This window comes from Brucella ciceri (genome assembly GCF_041930145.1).
Lineage (GTDB): Bacteria > Pseudomonadota > Alphaproteobacteria > Rhizobiales > Rhizobiaceae > Brucella > Brucella intermedia.
In genome coordinates this window covers 110,126-125,083 of record NZ_JBHEEV010000003.1, presented here as the reverse complement: position 1 = coordinate 125,083, position 14,958 = coordinate 110,126, and the positions used below count along the sequence as shown (strand labels likewise).

Below are 14,958 nucleotides of genomic sequence, written 5' to 3'. Positions count from 1 at the left end.
CTCAGATTGACCAGGTATCGCTGCCATAACTGCCGATGATACCACGTTCGGCAAGATACTTTTCTACTTCCGCGACGAGTTCGTCAACGTCCCGGCCCGTCGTGTTCAGCCGGAGCTCGGGCGATACCGGCGGCTCATACGGAGAATCGATGCCCGTAAAAGCCTTTATCTCGCCACGCAGGGCCTGCGCATAAAGCCCTTTCGGATCGCGGGCAATGCATTCCTCTATCGGCGTATCGACGAAGATTTCGACAAATTCACCTTCAGGCAGCCGGGAACGAATGCGATCCCGCTCGGCCCGAAAAGGCGAGATGAAGGAGACGAGCACCACCAGACCTGCATCGGTCATCAAGCGGGCGACCTCACCGACACGGCGGATATTTTCTGCCCTGTCTTCCTCGGAAAAACCCAGATCGCTGTTGAGCCCGTGGCGAACATTGTCGCCGTCGAGCAGATAGGTGTGCTTGCCGAGCGCATGCAGCCGTTGTTCCAGCCGGTTGGCGATGGTGGATTTGCCGGAGCCGGACAGGCCGGTAAACCAAAGCACAGCCGGTTTCTGAAATTTCTGTGCCGCGCGCGTCTGCTTGTCGAGATCGAAGGACTGCAGGTGCACATTCGTCGCTTGACGAAGCGCGCTGTCGATCATTCCAGCCCCAACGGTCGCATTGGTAAGCCGGTCGATCAGGACGAATGCCCCCGTTACGCGATTGTCGGCGTATGGGTCGAATGCAATCTGATCCACGGTCTGGAGATGGCAAAGCCCGATCTCGTTGAGGTCGAGGCGGGATGCATCCTTCCGGGTGAAGCTGTCAACGTCGGTCCTGTACACGATCTCATTGATCGTTACCGGCGTCTGATCGGTCTCGGTGCGCAGCAGATAGGAGCGGCCGGGATGCAAGGCATCCTCACCGAACCAGACTATATTGGCGGAGAAACGATCCGCCACTTCCGGCCGCGATTCCGTCCCCACCAGCATATTGCCGCGCGAGACCTCGATCTCATCCTCGAGCACCAAAGTGACAGCCTGTCCTTCGGAAGCCCGTGTCAGATCGCCGTCATAGGTGGCAATGCGCTTCACGCGGGATGCCTTGCCTGATTTGGCTACCACGACGGCATCGCCGACGCTGATCGAACCGGATGCGACGGTGCCGGAGAAACCGCGAAAATCGAGATTGGGCCGGTTCACATATTGCACCGGGAACCGAAAGGGCTTTGCCGCCACTTCCATGTCGATGCGCACGGTTTCCAGATGTTCGAGCAGATGCGGCCCCTGATACCAGCCCATGCGGGCGGATGGCAGGGTGACATTGTCGCCAAAGCGTGCCGAAAGCGGGATCGGCTGGATGCTGGCAAAGCCAAGCTCCTTTGCGAAGCCCATATAATCGGCAACGATGCGCTCAAAGGCCTCTTGCGAGAAATCGACGAGATCGATCTTGTTCACCGCCAGAACGATGTGGCGAATACCGAGCGCCGACGCAATGAAGGAATGGCGGCGTGTCTGGGTCAGCACACCCTGACGGGCATCGACCAGCACGATGGCAAGATCGGCTGTCGATGCGCCGGTCGCCATGTTGCGCGTATATTGCGCATGACCCGGCGTGTCAGCGACGATGAACTTGCGGCGGGGCGTCGAAAAGAAGCGATAGGCGACGTCGATGGTGATGCCCTGCTCCCGCTCGGCCTCCAGACCGTCCACCAGAAGCGCGAAGTCGAAATCGTCATCGGTCGTTCCGAACTTGCGGCTGTCGTTCTTCAATGACGCTAGCTGGTCCTCGAAGATCAGTTTCGTGTCGTAAAGCAGACGCCCGATGAGCGTTGACTTTCCATCATCCACCGAGCCGCAGGTGAGGAAGCGCAGCAGTGTCTTGCGTTCCTGATCGGCCAGAAAATCGCTGACTGCGGCATTGGTCGCAACAGGCTTGATTATAGCATTCATCAGAAATAGCCCTCGCGCTTCTTCTTCTCCATCGACCCGGCCTCGTCGCGATCGATGGCGCGACCTTGTCGCTCGGATGTACGGGCGATCAACATTTCCTCGACAATCCCGGAGAGGTCCGCCGCACTGGATTCAATTGCGCCGGTCAGCGGATAGCAGCCAAGCGTGCGGAATCGCACCAGACGGTTTTCCACCTGTTCGCCCGGACGCAATTTCATGCGCTCGTCATCGACCATGATCAGCATGCCATCGCGCTCGACCACCGGGCGATGCGCTGCAAAATAAAGCGGGACGATGGGGATGCTCTCTTGCAGGATATATTGCCAGATATCGAGTTCGGTCCAGTTCGAGAGCGGAAAGACGCGGATCGATTCTCCAGCGGAAACCCGCGTATTGTAAATCTTCCACATTTCAGGCCGCTGATTCTTCGGGTCCCAACCGTGCTGTGCGTTACGGAAGGAAAAGATACGCTCCTTGGCGCGTGATTTTTCTTCGTCGCGGCGGGCGCCGCCAAAAGCAGCATCGAACTTGTACTTGTCCAGCGCCTGCCGCAAGGCAACCGTTTTCATCACATGGGTATGGACATTCGACCCGTGGCTGAAAGGGCCGATGCCCTCGCGCACGCCATCCTCGTTGATATGCACGAGCAGCTCAAAACCCTTTTCGCGGGCCTGCGCATCGCGAAACTCGGTCATTTCGCGGAACTTCCAAGTCGTATCGACATGCAGAAAGGGAAATGGCGGCGGCGCCGGATAGAATGCCTTCATCGCCAGATGCAGCATCACCGACGAATCCTTGCCGACCGAGTAAAGCATCACAGGGTTGGAAAATGTTGCCGCAACCTCACGAAAAATATGGATCGCCTCCGCTTCGAGGCGCTGCAGATGCGTCAGGTTCTTGGTCAGGGATGCATGATGCACGACTACTTACTCCCGGCAACCGGATGGGGTCCAGAGCAGTTCCATCCAAACGGAGTTTGGAACCGCTCTATCTCTTTGTTTTTTCGCATTATCCAACGCAAAACCGCTTTGCGCTTTTGGCTGGAAATGCTCGAACGCGGGAGGGATGCCCAAGGTCAGAAAACGGGCCTTCATCCGGCGCAGATGCGGCAAAAGCCACAGTGCGCGCATTGTCGTGAAATGATGCGGGAAAGTGAAAGAAACCTATCGCGTATTGCAACTGGCTTGCGCGAAAAACTTACCGTATTTGCAAGCGGGGCCGGAACAAACTTGCGCGTGCTCGCAAAAGCCGATTTTCCGCCAAGTTACGGAAAATCCTACAATTTTTGTGCTATTAAACAAATTTTCCGTTCCGGAGCCGCCCGTCCGCCGGACGGCTCCAGAGCAAATTATTATCTGGCGAGGCTTGCCTGAACATCGTTCAGCGCCGCCTCCAGTGCGGACACCATCGTATCGATCTGCTGATCGTTGATGATGAGCGGCGGGCAGAAGGCGAGCGTGTCGCCCATTGCGCGCGAAATCACGCCGCGTTCCTGCAGGGCTGCATTGGCCTGTGCGCCCAACGCGCCTGCTTGTTCAAGGCCTGTCTTGGCCTGCTTGTCTGTGACAAGCTCGACACCGGCAATAAGACCGACGCCGCGCACTTCGCCGACCAGCGGGTGATCCTGCAAATCACGCAGGCGCTTCTGCATATAGGCGCCGCGGTCCCGCGCATTGGCAACCAGTTGGCGCTCTTCGATGATCGCAAGGTTTTCCAATGCCACAGCCGCCGCCACCGGATGGCCCGATGCGGTGAAGCCGGTGCCAAGTGTGCCGATCTTGTGGCTCTCTTCGGCAATCGGCGCGTAGACGCGCTCGTTGATGAGGAATGCGGAGATTGGCAGATAGGATGACGAAAGCTGCTTCGACATGACCAGGATGTCCGGCTTGATGTCAAACGTCTGGCTGCCGAACAGGTTGCCTGTCCGCCCGAAACCGCAAATGACTTCGTCGGCGACCAGCAGAATGTCGTAGCGCTTGAGAACAGCCTGTACCTTTTCCCAATAGGTTCTGGGCGGCACGACCACGCCGCCAGCGCCCATCACCGGCTCGCCGATGAAAGCGGCAATGGTGTGCGGACCTTCCGCGAGAATCAGTTGTTCCAGTTCATCGGCCAGCCGCGTTGCGAACTGCTCCTCGGTCTCACCCGCCTGCCCTTCGCGATAATGATGCGGACAGCCCGTATGCAATATCCGGTCGATCGGCAGGTCGAAGGAGCGGTGATTGTTGGGCAGGCCTGTCAGGCTGGCTGAGGCAATCGTCACGCCGTGATAACCGCGCTTGCGCGAGATGATTTTCTTGCGCTCCGGTTCGCCCAGCGCGTTGGAACGATACCAGATCAGCTTGATGACGGTATCGTTGGCTTCGGAACCTGAATTGGTGAAATAAGCCTTGCTCATCGGCACGGGAGCCATCGAAACGAGCTTTTCTGCCAGATCGATGACGGGACCATGCGAACGATAGGAGAAGGTATGATAGAAGGGCAGCTTCTTCATCTGCCGCGCAGCCGCTTCCGCCAGACGCGGCTCCGAAAAGCCGACGCCGACACTCCAAAGCCCGGCCATCGCCTCGATGTAACGCTTGCCCGTTACATCCTCGACATAAATGCCGTCGCCGCGCTCGATGACAAGCGGGCCCTCCGCCTCAAGTCGGACAGCATCGGTGTAGGAATGCAGATGGTAACGGATATCGCGGGCTTCGAGAGAGTTTGGCTGAGCAGTCATTCATTGATCCTCCGGAAAGATAATGAATTTGTAGCCCGTTTCAGAAAAAGCGCAAACCGGAAGCTGCTGAAAAATGCCCTTCGGAACAAACCGCCGAGGGACTTAGGAAATATTTAGAGAAGTCCGAACGTGCGCGCCTTGGCGACCGCCTGAACCTTATTGACCGCAACCAGCTTTGTAAGCACGTTGCTGATGTGAAAATTCACCGTGCGTGTGGATATATTGAGGATCGTGCCGATGATTTCGGCAGTTTTCCCTTCACTCGTCCAGCGCAGGATTTCCCGCTCACGCATCGTCAGGTTCACTTCCGACACGCAGTTCATGGTTGGAACATCGAGATGTTCATACATGGCCAGATGCAGCATATTGGCTACGGTCTGCAATTGACGCCGCAACATTGAAATCTCGCCGGACGACAGCGCCGGACCGCTTCTGAGAAAGGACAGCATTCCAAACACGCCTTGCGCGGCCCAGCACGGTTGCGAAATACCGACCCTGATGCCGAATCGCTGGGCATCTGTCCATATCTGCGGAGCCTCCGCAAACAGCTTCGATGACCAGACCAGCGGCTCGATGCTGTTCAACGCCTTGCGAACCAACGGATCTATGTCCGCATATTTTCTGTCGGCATAATGATCGGTCCATTCCTGGGGCAACGAGCCAAAACTAAGCCATTTGACCACGCCGTTCAGCAGTGGAATGCGCATGAGATAGGCCGTGTGTGCAAATCCGCACTGTCTGGCATAGGTGTTTATGTATTCAAGGAGCTGTCCGGCATCGTCAGCAGATTGCATGGATTCATAAATTTGTTCCCATTTCATTGCAGACATCCCAATTAAAGACTAATTTTGAATTTATTAAAATGTAGCGCCCTTACACAAAACAGTTGCGCAGTGGATGGCTATCACAACCATCAGTTTCTGACTATATAGCAAAATAGTCTCATATGAACTCAAAGCGATAAATTGTGAATATTTTTATCACAACAGTCAGTTACTAAATTAGCACTAAATGAAATACTTTGACTTCCCATACAGCCGTGAGCAGGTCTGCGCTTCCGCTGCCGGAATAGCCAAAAACCTCCAACTGTTTCTTGTAAGCACTTCCGAATGGAACCCGTTTCATACGCCGCTGGAAATGCTCCTGCACCGCCGAACCTGAAACCGATTTGCATTCAGGAACAGTAGAGCCCTCTGACAGGTTCGGCAAACCTGTCAGAATGACTAGTATTTGAGATATGATTAATAAACGCCGATGAGCGAGAGGTCCGCGACGGCCGGTCAGGCCGCCGCATCCTCGTCTTTTCCAGCACCCGGCAAATAATTGAGTATAGGACCGAGCCAGCGCTCCACTTCCTCGACCGCCATGCCCTTGCGCGCAGCATAATCCTCGACCTGATCGCGCTCCACCTTGGCCACGCCGAAATAGTAGCTTTCCGGATGGCCGATATAGAGACCCGATACCGAGGACCCAGGCCACATGGCGTAGCTTTCGGTCAGTTCCACGCCCGTATTCGCAGTCGCGTCCAAAAGGCGGAAAAGTGTCGTCTTTTCGGTATGGTCCGGCTGGGCCGGATAACCCGGAGCCGGACGAATGCCCTTATACGGCTCTCCGATCAGCTCTTCCGGCGTATAGGTTTCGTCGGAAGCATAGGCCCAGAACTCCTTGCGCACCCGCTCGTGCATCAATTCGGCAAAGGCTTCCGCGAAGCGGTCAGCCAGTGCCTTCACCAGAATGGCCGAGTAATCATCGTTGGCGCGCTCAAAACGTTCGGCTATCGCCACTTCTCCAATGCCCGCAGTCACGACGAAGCCGCCGACATAATCCTGCTTTCCGCTCTCGACCGGCGCCACGAAATCGGACATGGCCACGTTTGGACGACCATCGCGCTTGCTCAATTGCTGGCGCAGCGTGAAGAAGGTGGCAAGTTCCTGCTTCCGGCTTTCATCGGTGAAAAGACGAATATCGTCCCCTACCGCATTGGCTGGCCAGAAGCCGACGACAGCTTTCGGCGCGAACCATTTTTCGTCGATGATCTTTTTCAGCATCGCCTGCGCATCGGCCCAGAGCTGGCGAGCGGCCTCGCCCTGCTTTTCATCTTCCAGAATCGCCGGATAGCGGCCCTTCAGTTCCCATGTCTGGAAGAAAGGCGTCCAGTCGATATAGCGGGCGATCTCCGTCAGGTCGTAATCATCGAAGGTTCTTGTGCCGGTAAAAGTCGGCTTTGTCGGTACGAAGCTCTCCCAGTCGAGCTTGTGTGCATTGGCGCGAGCGCGGGCAAGCGGCAGGCGCTGCTTTTCCGCTTCGTTGCGGGCATGGGCGGCTGCTACCTTGGCATATTCCCCGCGCAGGCCATCAATATAGGCCTGCTTGCCTTCCGGCGACAGCAGGCTGGATACCACGCCGACGGCGCGGCTGGCATCGATGACATAAACAGCCTGCCCACGTTCGTAGCGCGGATGGATTTTCACCGCCGTATGAACACGGCTGGTCGTGGCGCCGCCGATCAGCAGCGGAATGTCGAAACCTTCCCGTTCCATTTCCGCAGCGACATGCACCATTTCATCAAGCGACGGCGTGATGAGGCCCGAAAGGCCGATCACATCCACTTTTTCGTCACGCGCCACCTGCAAAATCTTCTGCGAAGGCACCATGACGCCGAGATCGATGATCTCGTAATTGTTGCAGGCCAGCACGACGCCAACGATATTCTTGCCGATATCGTGCACATCGCCCTTGACCGTTGCCATCAGCACCTTGCCGGCGCTCTGACGTTCACCGCCACCGATGCCATTTTCGGCGTTAAGGCGTTTTTCCTCTTCCATGTAAGGCAGGAGCACGGCCACGGCCTGCTTCATCACGCGGGCGGACTTCACCACCTGCGGCAAGAACATCTTGCCCGCGCCGAACAGATCGCCAACCACGTTCATGCCGGCCATCAGCGGGCCTTCGATGACATGCAGGGGGCGTTCGGCAGACTGGCGCGCTTCTTCCGTATCGGCTTCGATATATTCGGTAATGCCGTTGACCAGCGCATGTTCAAGACGCTTTTCAACCGGCCATTCGCGCCATGTCAGATCCTGCGCCTTGGCTTCCTTCGAGCCGGAGTCGCGGAACCGCTCGGCGATTTCCAGCAGGCGCTCGGTCGAATCGGAGCGGCGATTGAGCACCACATCCTCGCAAGCCTCTCGCAGCTCGGGATCGATCGTGTCGTAGACCGCCAGCTGCCCGGCATTGACGATGCCCACATCCATGCCCGCCTGGATGGCATGATAGAGGAACACGGCATGCATCGCCTCACGGACCGGCTCATTGCCTCGGAACGAGAAGGACAGGTTCGACACCCCGCCCGACACATGCACATGCGGCAGGGTGGCGATGATCTGCCGGGTCGCCTCGATAAAGTCGACGCCGTAATTATTGTGTTCCTCGATACCGGTCGCGACGGCAAAGATATTCGGATCGAAGATGATGTCTTCCGGTGCAAAACCGACCTGTTCCGTCAGGATTTTGTAAGCGCGGGTACAGATTTCGACCTTGCGGGCTTCCGTGTCGGCCTGCCCGGTTTCATCGAAAGCCATCACGACCACCGCCGCGCCATAGGCACGGACAAGCCTGGCGTGATGAATGAAGGCTTCCTCGCCTTCCTTCATCGAGATGGAATTGACCACCGCCTTGCCCTGAACGCATTTCAGGCCAGCCTCGATCACCTCCCATTTGGAGCTGTCGATCATGATCGGCACGCGGGCAATATCCGGCTCGGCGGCAATCAGATTGAGGAATTCGACCATCGCCTTTTCGGAATCGATCAGGCCCTCATCCATATTGATGTCGATGATCTGCGCGCCATTGGCGACCTGATCCCGCGCGACATCGAGGGCTGCAGAGAAATCACCGGCCTTGATCAGCTTGCGGAAACGCGCGGAACCGGTCACGTTGGTGCGCTCGCCCACATTGACGAAGGGAATGTCCTTAGTCAGCGTGAATGGCTCAAGGCCGGACAGACGCATCAGCGGCGCAACTTTGACGGGCTTGCGTGGCGGGTGTTTTGCGACAGCCTCGGCGATGGCGCGGATGTGTTCCGGCGTCGAACCGCAGCAACCGCCAACCACATTGACCAGACCGTCACGGGCAAAGCCCTCGATCTGTGCGGCCATTGCTTCCGGCGTTTCATCATACTGGCCGAACTCGTTCGGCAGACCGGCATTCGGATAGGCGCAGACAAAGGTATCGGCAATCGACGACAATTCGTCGAGATGCGCACGCATGGCATTGGCACCCAGCGCACAGTTGAGACCGATAGTGAATGGCTTGGCATGACGCAGCGAATGCCAGAATGCGGTCGGCGTCTGGCCCGACAGCGTGCGGCCGGAAAGATCGGTGATCGTGCCGGAAATCATTACCGGTAGAAAAATGCCTTTTTCCGCAAACACTTCTTCACAAGCAAAGACGGCCGCCTTGGCATTGAGCGTATCGAAGATGGTTTCAATCAGGATGATGTCGGAGCCGCCGTCGATCAGCCCCCTGATCTGCTCGGCATAGGCAATGCGCAGGTCGTCGAAGGTGACAGCACGAAAACCGGGATTATTGACATCCGGCGACAGGCTTGCGGTGCGGTTTGTCGGCCCGAGAGCACCGGCAACGAAGCGGCGGCGACCATCCTTCTGCTCGGCACGCAGGGCGGCGCGGCGGGCAAGGCGCGCGCCATCCCGGTTCAACTCATAGACCTGATCTTCCATGCCGTAATCGGCCTGCGCAATCCTCGTGGAGGAGAAGGTGTTGGTTTCGAGAATATCCGCGCCCGCAATGGCGTAGGCGTAGTGGATTTCCTCGATAGCCTTGGGCTGCGTCAGTGTCAGAAGGTCGTTGTTGCCCTGAAGCTGGCAATCGCAGGCACCGAAACGCTCACCGCGAAAATGCTCTTCATGAAAACCAAGCCCCTGGATCTGGGTTCCCATCGCGCCATCGAGGATCAGGATGCGCTCACGCGCCGCCTTGGTGAGAGCTGCCAGTACTTCGGAGCCATCCGGCTGCGCTGCCGTTGCACCAAAAAGACCTTCGAGGGAAGAGGCCATAAAACACCGCCTGTATTCTGTCTGTTACCAGGCAACGGGGCCGGTTCGCGACGTCAAACCGGAATTGCCTGCCATACGCATCTTGCGAAGGTCGCTTAATGACATAAACATATCTTTATGTCAATTCGGAAGCCGTTCTCCAATCGCGTTGCCGGGACATCAACGATCTGTTGCTGGGTCCAAGAAATTGTGACTGCAGTGGGCCACCGCTCTGCCATAATGTCGGGCGTAAAATGGGCGCAGGGACGAAATGTATTGTTTATTTTTGCGCGCATCCTGACCGAAGGCGGTTTCGCATTCTCGGGATGCGCTGTGAGGAGAGACCAATGAAAAAGTTTGCTTATTCCCTGTTTGCCGCCTGCCTGTCACTCGGCCTGGGACTATCCGCAGCTTCCGGGACTGCGAATGCGACGCAACCATCTCTAATGGCGACGCCATCCGCACAGAATTCGGCGCCGAATGTGCATCAGGTCCAGTATTACGATTACCGGGGCGATCGTCGCTACTGGCGCGAACATCGCCGCCACTGGCGGCATGACTACCCGCGTTACCGTCCACACTATCGCTATGACCGACGCTATTGGGGACCGCCGCCTGCCTACCGCTACCGCGCAGCGCCGGTCTATCGCGGCGGCAACCCGCATGTGCGCTGGTGCTACAATCGTTATCGCTCCTATCGAGCCTATGATAACACGTTCCAGCCCAATTACGGGCCGCGGCGCCAGTGCTATTCGCCATATCTCTAAAACGAACAAGCCCCGGTTTCCCGGGGCTTTTTCTAAATGAACCGGCTCAAAAATCAGGTAACATAAGCACCGATGGAAGCCGCGACGAGGCCGATCGCGATCGCAATCATCACGCCATAGACGCGCGGCTTGTCGAAAAGAACGGCGAAAGCTGAAAACCAGCCGACGACCGCCGCGCCAAGCGCGAATAAAAAGCCCGGCTTGTCGCCGTGGTACAGGTTGGCCGCCATGAGACCGCCGATGATCAGCGCGCCAAAAACGATCATCAACCCTGTGGCATATCGCTCGTAATCGTCCATTTAAATTCCTCGGTTCCGCTCCCGCCGTGACAGGTGCCGGAAACTTTCGTCAATCCATTTGGCCATTTAAGGGCATTGGCCGGTCGCTTTCACACAATCATTATTCGTGTCGTTCTTCAACCATTTCGCTGCGCCATTTTTGGCAATTGTTGCGACTTTTCACGTGAACGTTCCTGTAGCGGCCCGATAAGCGGCCCGATAAACGGCATTGTCGTGATCAAAACCGTGCTAACATCACAGCCATGGAATCGTCAGGCGTCACCATTTTCGAAACAGAAATCGGACCGTGCGGCATAGCGTGGCGCGGGCAGAAAATCGTTGGCGTCGAAATCGGAGATGCCGACGAAAAGGAAACCCGGTATCGTCTGCGCGAGCGGTTTCCCGGGGCAGACGATAAAGAGGCGCCGGCTTTCGTTACCCGGGCAGTCGAGGGTGTGCGTGCGCTTCTGGCCGGAGCCGATGTTGATTTTTCGGGCACGCCGCTGGCGCTCGATGCCCAACCCGACCTCAACCGGCAGGTTTATGAAATCATCCTCGAACTGAAAACGGGCGAGACCACGACCTACGGCGCAATTGCCCGGCGGATCGGTGATGTGAGTCTCTCACAGGCTGTCGGCTATGCGCTGGGCAAGAATCCGTTTCCGATCATCGTTCCCTGTCACCGGGTGCTCGGCTCCAATGGCAAGGTCGGTGGCTTTTCGGCGGCGGGTGGCACGGCGACGAAACTGAAGCTTCTCAATATCGAGCGGGCGAGAACGTCCAGCGAGCCCGATCTTTTTGGCGGCCTGCCATTGCAGGAGAGGCCGCAGGCCGACTGGTAGTTATCATCTGCGAACGCAAAACCGCTTCGCACTTGGCTCGAAAGTGCTTCAGCCCTTGTCCGTCACCACATCTGCGGAAAAACGCAATTCGCGCATGGGACGCACAAGCTGTGTCGTGGCGTCGTAAGTCGGATGCCTTTTGAAAGCGAAAAGCGCTTCCTCATCCTTGAACTCGGCATAGACAACCAGATCGATGCGGTCGCACATCGGGTCGACCTTGGAATTCGGCAGGACTTCAAAAAGGTCAGCGTGGGGAATGGTGGCAAGTTGCTCCAATCCCCTTTTGACAGTCTCGATATCCTGATCTTGCCTGACGCTGAAGAAAACAATGTGCCGGATCACGCCGCGACTCCCTGAAATTGGTGAGGCGTGTCTAGCGCATCAAGGCGCGCAGAAAAATGGCAAATTTGAGCGATGCGCCTAACTTGCCTTGACGCGACGCCAGGCAAACCCGCCCTCTTCCGGAATGGAACCGCGACCCGGCTGATAATAGCCGGGGGTATCGACAAGCCGGTTTTCATCAAGCCGCTTCTGCGCGACCTTGTTTGTCACCTGCAATGTGTCGAAGCCCGTGCGCAGCATCAGGCTCGCCTGATCGATCAGCACGTCACCAACGGCGCGCAATTCGCCCGTAAAGCCTTCACGCCGTAAAATCTCGGCCTTGGAATAGGAGCGTCCGTCATTGAAAGCCGGGAACTGCAAGGCGATCAACGGTATGCTGCCAAGATCGTCCAGAAGCGGATCGATTGCTTCGCCCGGCGCAACAGTAACGCCGATCCGGCGGTTGGAGGCGCGGCGGCGCTCCTCATCCAGTCCGAGCCAGATGGCCAGCGGAATGATGACAGCCGAAGCATCGCCCGCTGCGTCCAGATCGTCGGCAAAGACATAGTCGTCCTCGCGAAAGCCATCGGCAGACCAGAGTTTTGTTTCGTTGATTTCACTCATTTGCGGTCCGTGGCTCCCAATGTTTTAAGGCTGTCGGCAAGACCCGTCAGATGGATGCCGCATTCCGTCTTTTCCGATCCGGCCCAGCGTCCGGCACGTTGATCCTCGCCATCGCTCACGGGGCGCGTGCATGGCATGCAGCCGATGGAGCGATAGCCCTGCGCCGTGAGCGGATGCGGCGGCAGTTCGTGCTTTTCGGCATAGGCCTTCAAGTCCGCCGCCTGCCAGCGCGCCAGCGGATTGATGCGGATGCGCGGGCCGACCGATTCAAATACCGGCAAACTTTCACGGGTCGATGCCTGAAACTGCTTGCGGCCTGTCATCCAGGCCCGATAGGGCGCGACCGCCCGCGCCATCGGCTCGACCTTGCGGATGAAGCAGCAGCGGTCCTTGTCGGTCATCGACAGGGCGCCGAACGGATCTTCGCTTTTGAGACTTTGCTCGACGGGAAGAATGTCCTGCACATCGGTCAGGCCAAGCCTGTCCACCAGATCGTGCCGATAATCGAGCGTCGCCCGGAAGTGCTTTCCCGTATCCAGAAACAGGACCGGGGTCGCCGGGTCGATTTCCGAAATCATGTGCAGAAGCACCGCGGATTCCGCGCCGAAGGAAGACACGACCGCGATCTGCCCCCCATAGAGTTCATGCGTGGCAAGCGCGATCACTTCCTGCGGGGAAGATGCGCCGTGGCTAGCCTCAAGAAGGCGGGCTTCGGCGGCAGCACTTTCTTCGGCATCAAGCTGCACGGCTGATTTCTCCATAAAGCGCGCGTTTGAAGGGCTCCATGCCGACGCGGCGATAGGCGGCAAGGAAGGTCTCGTCCGCGCTCTCGCGCAAGGCGAGATAGGTGTCCACCACCGTCTCGATGGCATCCACCACGTCTTCCGAGGAGAAACCGCGACCGGTGATCTCACCAATGGCCGAATGCTCGTCCGCCGAACCGCCAAGCGTGATCTGATAGAGTTCCTCACCCTTCTTCTCGACGCCCAGAATCCCGATATGGCCGACATGATGATGGCCGCAGGCATTGATGCAGCCCGAAATCTTGATCTTCAGATCGCCGATTTCAAGCTGGCGCTGCTGGTCGCCGAAGCGCTCGGAAATGCGCTGCGCCACCGGAATGGAACGCGCATTGGCAAGCGCGCAATAGTCGAGACCCGGGCAGGCGATGATGTCGGTGATGAGACCGGCATTGGGTGTCACCAGACCATCCGATTGCAACAGATCGTAGACGGCGGCGAGATCGGCCTTGGCGACATGCGGCAGAACCAGATTCTGCTCGTGGCTGACCCGGATTTCATCGAAGGAATAAGTTGCAGCAATATCCGCGACCAGCTCCATCTGTTCAGCGCTTGCGTCACCCGGAATGCCGCCAATTGGCTTCAGCGAAATGGTGACGACCGCGTAATCCGGGTGCTTGTGCGGCGTGACATTGCGGGCAACCCAACTCGCGAAAGCCGGATCGGCCTTTTGCGTGACGGCCAGTATCTCCCAGCCTTCCGGCCGCTGCGGCAGGTTCGGCATACGGAAATAGCTTTCGATGGCGTCAATATCGCGCTGCGGCAGCTTCAACTCACCGTAACGGATGTCTTCCCATTCGGCATCGATCTCGCGGGTCAGTTCTTCCACGCCCGTTTCGTGGACGAGAATCTTGATGCGCGCCTTGTACTTGTTATCGCGGCGACCATGCAGATTATAGACGCGGACGATTGCCGTCACATAGGTCAGCATGTCCTCGATGGGCAGGAAGTCGCGGATTTTCTTCGCCACCATCGGCGTGCGGCCCTGACCCCCGCCAATGTAGACGGCCAGCCCCAGATCGCCTGCCTCGTTCTTCTTCAGCTGCAAGCCGATGTCATGCACCTGAATGGCGGCGCGGTCATGCTCCGAGCCGACAATGGCGATCTTGAACTTGCGGGGCAGATAGGAAAATTCCGGATGCAGCGAAGACCACTGGCGCAGGATTTCCGCGAATGGGCGTGGGTCGGCAACCTCATCGGCGGCAGCGCCTGCGAAATGATCGGCAGTCACGTTGCGAATGCAATTGCCCGAGGTCTGGATAGCGTGCATCTCGACTTCCGCCAGTTCTTCAAGAATGCGCGGCACGTCCTTCAATGCAGGCCAGTTGTACTGGATATTCTGGCGCGTGGTGAAATGGCCGAACCCACGATCGTAGACGCGCGCGATGTGGCCGAGCTTGCGCAACTGGCGGCTCGACAGCGTGCCATAGGGAATGGCCACGCGCAGCATGTAGGCATGCAATTGCAGATAAAGACCGTTCATCAGGCGCAACGGCTTGAACTGATCCTCAGTCAATTCGCCCGCCAGACGGCGCTCGACCTGATCCTTGAACTGGGCAACACGGGCCGCAACGAAATCGCGGTCGAATTCATCATAACGATACATAGGCTAGG

The 14,958-nt window shown here is 57.6% G+C and carries 13 protein-coding genes; 3 read left to right on the top strand and 10 right to left on the bottom strand.

All coding sequences use genetic code 11. The features are described 5' to 3' along the window. Window position 1: 1 nt before the first annotated feature. Both cysN and cysD read right to left on the bottom strand, forming a co-directional pair. Entirely contained in the window at window positions 2–1,936 is a 1,935-nt protein-coding gene (gene cysN, locus JNC63_RS06935; RefSeq protein WP_021586357.1) for a sulfate adenylyltransferase subunit CysN, read from the bottom strand. Then, a complete protein-coding gene (gene cysD, locus JNC63_RS06930) occupies window positions 1,936–2,856 on the bottom strand; it encodes a sulfate adenylyltransferase subunit CysD (RefSeq protein WP_021586358.1) in 921 nt (306 codons plus the stop codon). The genes cysN and cysD overlap by 1 nt, the downstream gene beginning before the upstream one ends. On the opposite strand from cysD, the gene JNC63_RS06925 reads away from it, so the two are divergent. After that, a complete protein-coding gene (locus tag JNC63_RS06925) occupies window positions 2,821–3,309 on the top strand; it encodes a hypothetical protein (RefSeq protein ID WP_162178181.1) in 489 nt (162 codons plus the stop codon). The genes cysD and JNC63_RS06925 overlap by 36 nt on opposite strands. On the opposite strand, the gene JNC63_RS06920 is transcribed toward JNC63_RS06925, so the two are convergent. The 3 genes from JNC63_RS06920 to metH all read right to left on the bottom strand — a co-directional run bounded on the left by JNC63_RS06920 (window position 3,288) and on the right by metH (window position 9,733). Beyond that, the gene (locus JNC63_RS06920; RefSeq protein WP_021586359.1) at window positions 3,288–4,658 is read right to left on the bottom strand and encodes an aspartate aminotransferase family protein; all 1,371 of its coding nucleotides are present in this window, start codon (window positions 4,656–4,658) and stop codon (window positions 3,288–3,290) included. The genes JNC63_RS06925 and JNC63_RS06920 overlap by 22 nt on opposite strands. A 113-nt stretch (window positions 4,659–4,771) precedes the next feature. Next, window positions 4,772–5,479, bottom strand: a complete 708-nt coding sequence (locus JNC63_RS06915) for a LuxR family transcriptional regulator (protein ID WP_021586360.1) — start codon at window positions 5,477–5,479, stop codon at window positions 4,772–4,774. A gap of 459 nt (window positions 5,480–5,938) precedes the next feature. After that, on the bottom strand, window positions 5,939–9,733 hold the full coding sequence (gene metH, locus JNC63_RS06910; protein WP_021586361.1) for a methionine synthase: 3,795 nt from the start codon (window positions 9,731–9,733) through the stop codon (window positions 5,939–5,941). A 326-nt stretch (window positions 9,734–10,059) separates the two neighbouring features. Between metH and JNC63_RS06905 the strand changes: the two genes are divergently transcribed. Further along, a complete protein-coding gene (locus JNC63_RS06905; protein ID WP_021586362.1) occupies window positions 10,060–10,479 on the top strand; it encodes a BA14K family protein in 420 nt (139 codons plus the stop codon). Window positions 10,480–10,532: 53 nt separating this feature from the next. Here JNC63_RS06905 and JNC63_RS06900 read toward each other — a convergent pair whose 3' ends face one another. Beyond that, window positions 10,533–10,778: a hypothetical protein gene (locus tag JNC63_RS06900; RefSeq protein WP_002965436.1), complete on the bottom strand. Its 246-nt coding sequence runs from the start codon at window positions 10,776–10,778 to the stop codon at window positions 10,533–10,535. A 242-nt stretch (window positions 10,779–11,020) separates the two neighbouring features. Between JNC63_RS06900 and JNC63_RS06895 the strand changes: the two genes are divergently transcribed. Continuing rightward, complete coding sequence (locus JNC63_RS06895; RefSeq protein ID WP_021586363.1) at window positions 11,021–11,599, top strand: methylated-DNA--[protein]-cysteine S-methyltransferase; 579 nt, start codon at window positions 11,021–11,023, stop codon at window positions 11,597–11,599. A 48-nt stretch (window positions 11,600–11,647) separates the two neighbouring features. Here the strand turns inward: JNC63_RS06895 and JNC63_RS06890 are convergent, their stop codons facing one another. The 4 genes from JNC63_RS06890 to JNC63_RS06875 form a co-directional block, all read right to left on the bottom strand. Further along, on the bottom strand, window positions 11,648–11,941 hold the full coding sequence (locus JNC63_RS06890) for a Dabb family protein (protein ID WP_021586364.1): 294 nt from the start codon (window positions 11,939–11,941) through the stop codon (window positions 11,648–11,650). Window positions 11,942–12,019: 78 nt separating this feature from the next. Continuing rightward, the gene (locus JNC63_RS06885) at window positions 12,020–12,544 is read right to left on the bottom strand and encodes a DUF934 domain-containing protein (protein ID WP_021586365.1); all 525 of its coding nucleotides are present in this window, start codon (window positions 12,542–12,544) and stop codon (window positions 12,020–12,022) included. Continuing rightward, on the bottom strand, window positions 12,541–13,305 hold the full coding sequence (locus JNC63_RS06880) for a phosphoadenylyl-sulfate reductase (protein WP_025089791.1): 765 nt from the start codon (window positions 13,303–13,305) through the stop codon (window positions 12,541–12,543). Before JNC63_RS06880 ends, JNC63_RS06885 begins: the two co-directional genes overlap by 4 nt. Next, the gene (locus tag JNC63_RS06875; RefSeq protein WP_021586367.1) at window positions 13,280–14,950 is read right to left on the bottom strand and encodes a nitrite/sulfite reductase; all 1,671 of its coding nucleotides are present in this window, start codon (window positions 14,948–14,950) and stop codon (window positions 13,280–13,282) included. Before JNC63_RS06875 ends, JNC63_RS06880 begins: the two co-directional genes overlap by 26 nt. Window positions 14,951–14,958 lie beyond the last annotated feature (8 nt).

Coding starts and splice junctions, on each gene's coding strand:
- cysN (WP_021586357.1), bottom strand. CDS start 1,936: ATGAATGCTATAATCAAGCCTGTTGCGACCAATGCCGCAGTCAGCGAT.
- JNC63_RS06925 (WP_162178181.1), top strand. CDS start 2,821: ATGCGTCAGGTTCTTGGTCAGGGATGCATGATGCACGACTACTTACTC.
- JNC63_RS06920 (WP_021586359.1), bottom strand. CDS start 4,658: ATGACTGCTCAGCCAAACTCTCTCGAAGCCCGCGATATCCGTTACCAT.
- JNC63_RS06915 (WP_021586360.1), bottom strand. CDS start 5,479: ATGAAATGGGAACAAATTTATGAATCCATGCAATCTGCTGACGATGCC.
- metH (WP_021586361.1), bottom strand. CDS start 9,733: ATGGCCTCTTCCCTCGAAGGTCTTTTTGGTGCAACGGCAGCGCAGCCG.
- JNC63_RS06905 (WP_021586362.1), top strand. CDS start 10,060: ATGAAAAAGTTTGCTTATTCCCTGTTTGCCGCCTGCCTGTCACTCGGC.
- JNC63_RS06900 (WP_002965436.1), bottom strand. CDS start 10,778: ATGGACGATTACGAGCGATATGCCACAGGGTTGATGATCGTTTTTGGC.
- JNC63_RS06895 (WP_021586363.1), top strand. CDS start 11,021: ATGGAATCGTCAGGCGTCACCATTTTCGAAACAGAAATCGGACCGTGC.
- JNC63_RS06885 (WP_021586365.1), bottom strand. CDS start 12,544: ATGAGTGAAATCAACGAAACAAAACTCTGGTCTGCCGATGGCTTTCGC.
- JNC63_RS06880 (WP_025089791.1), bottom strand. CDS start 13,305: ATGGAGAAATCAGCCGTGCAGCTTGATGCCGAAGAAAGTGCTGCCGCC.
- JNC63_RS06875 (WP_021586367.1), bottom strand. CDS start 14,950: ATGTATCGTTATGATGAATTCGACCGCGATTTCGTTGCGGCCCGTGTT.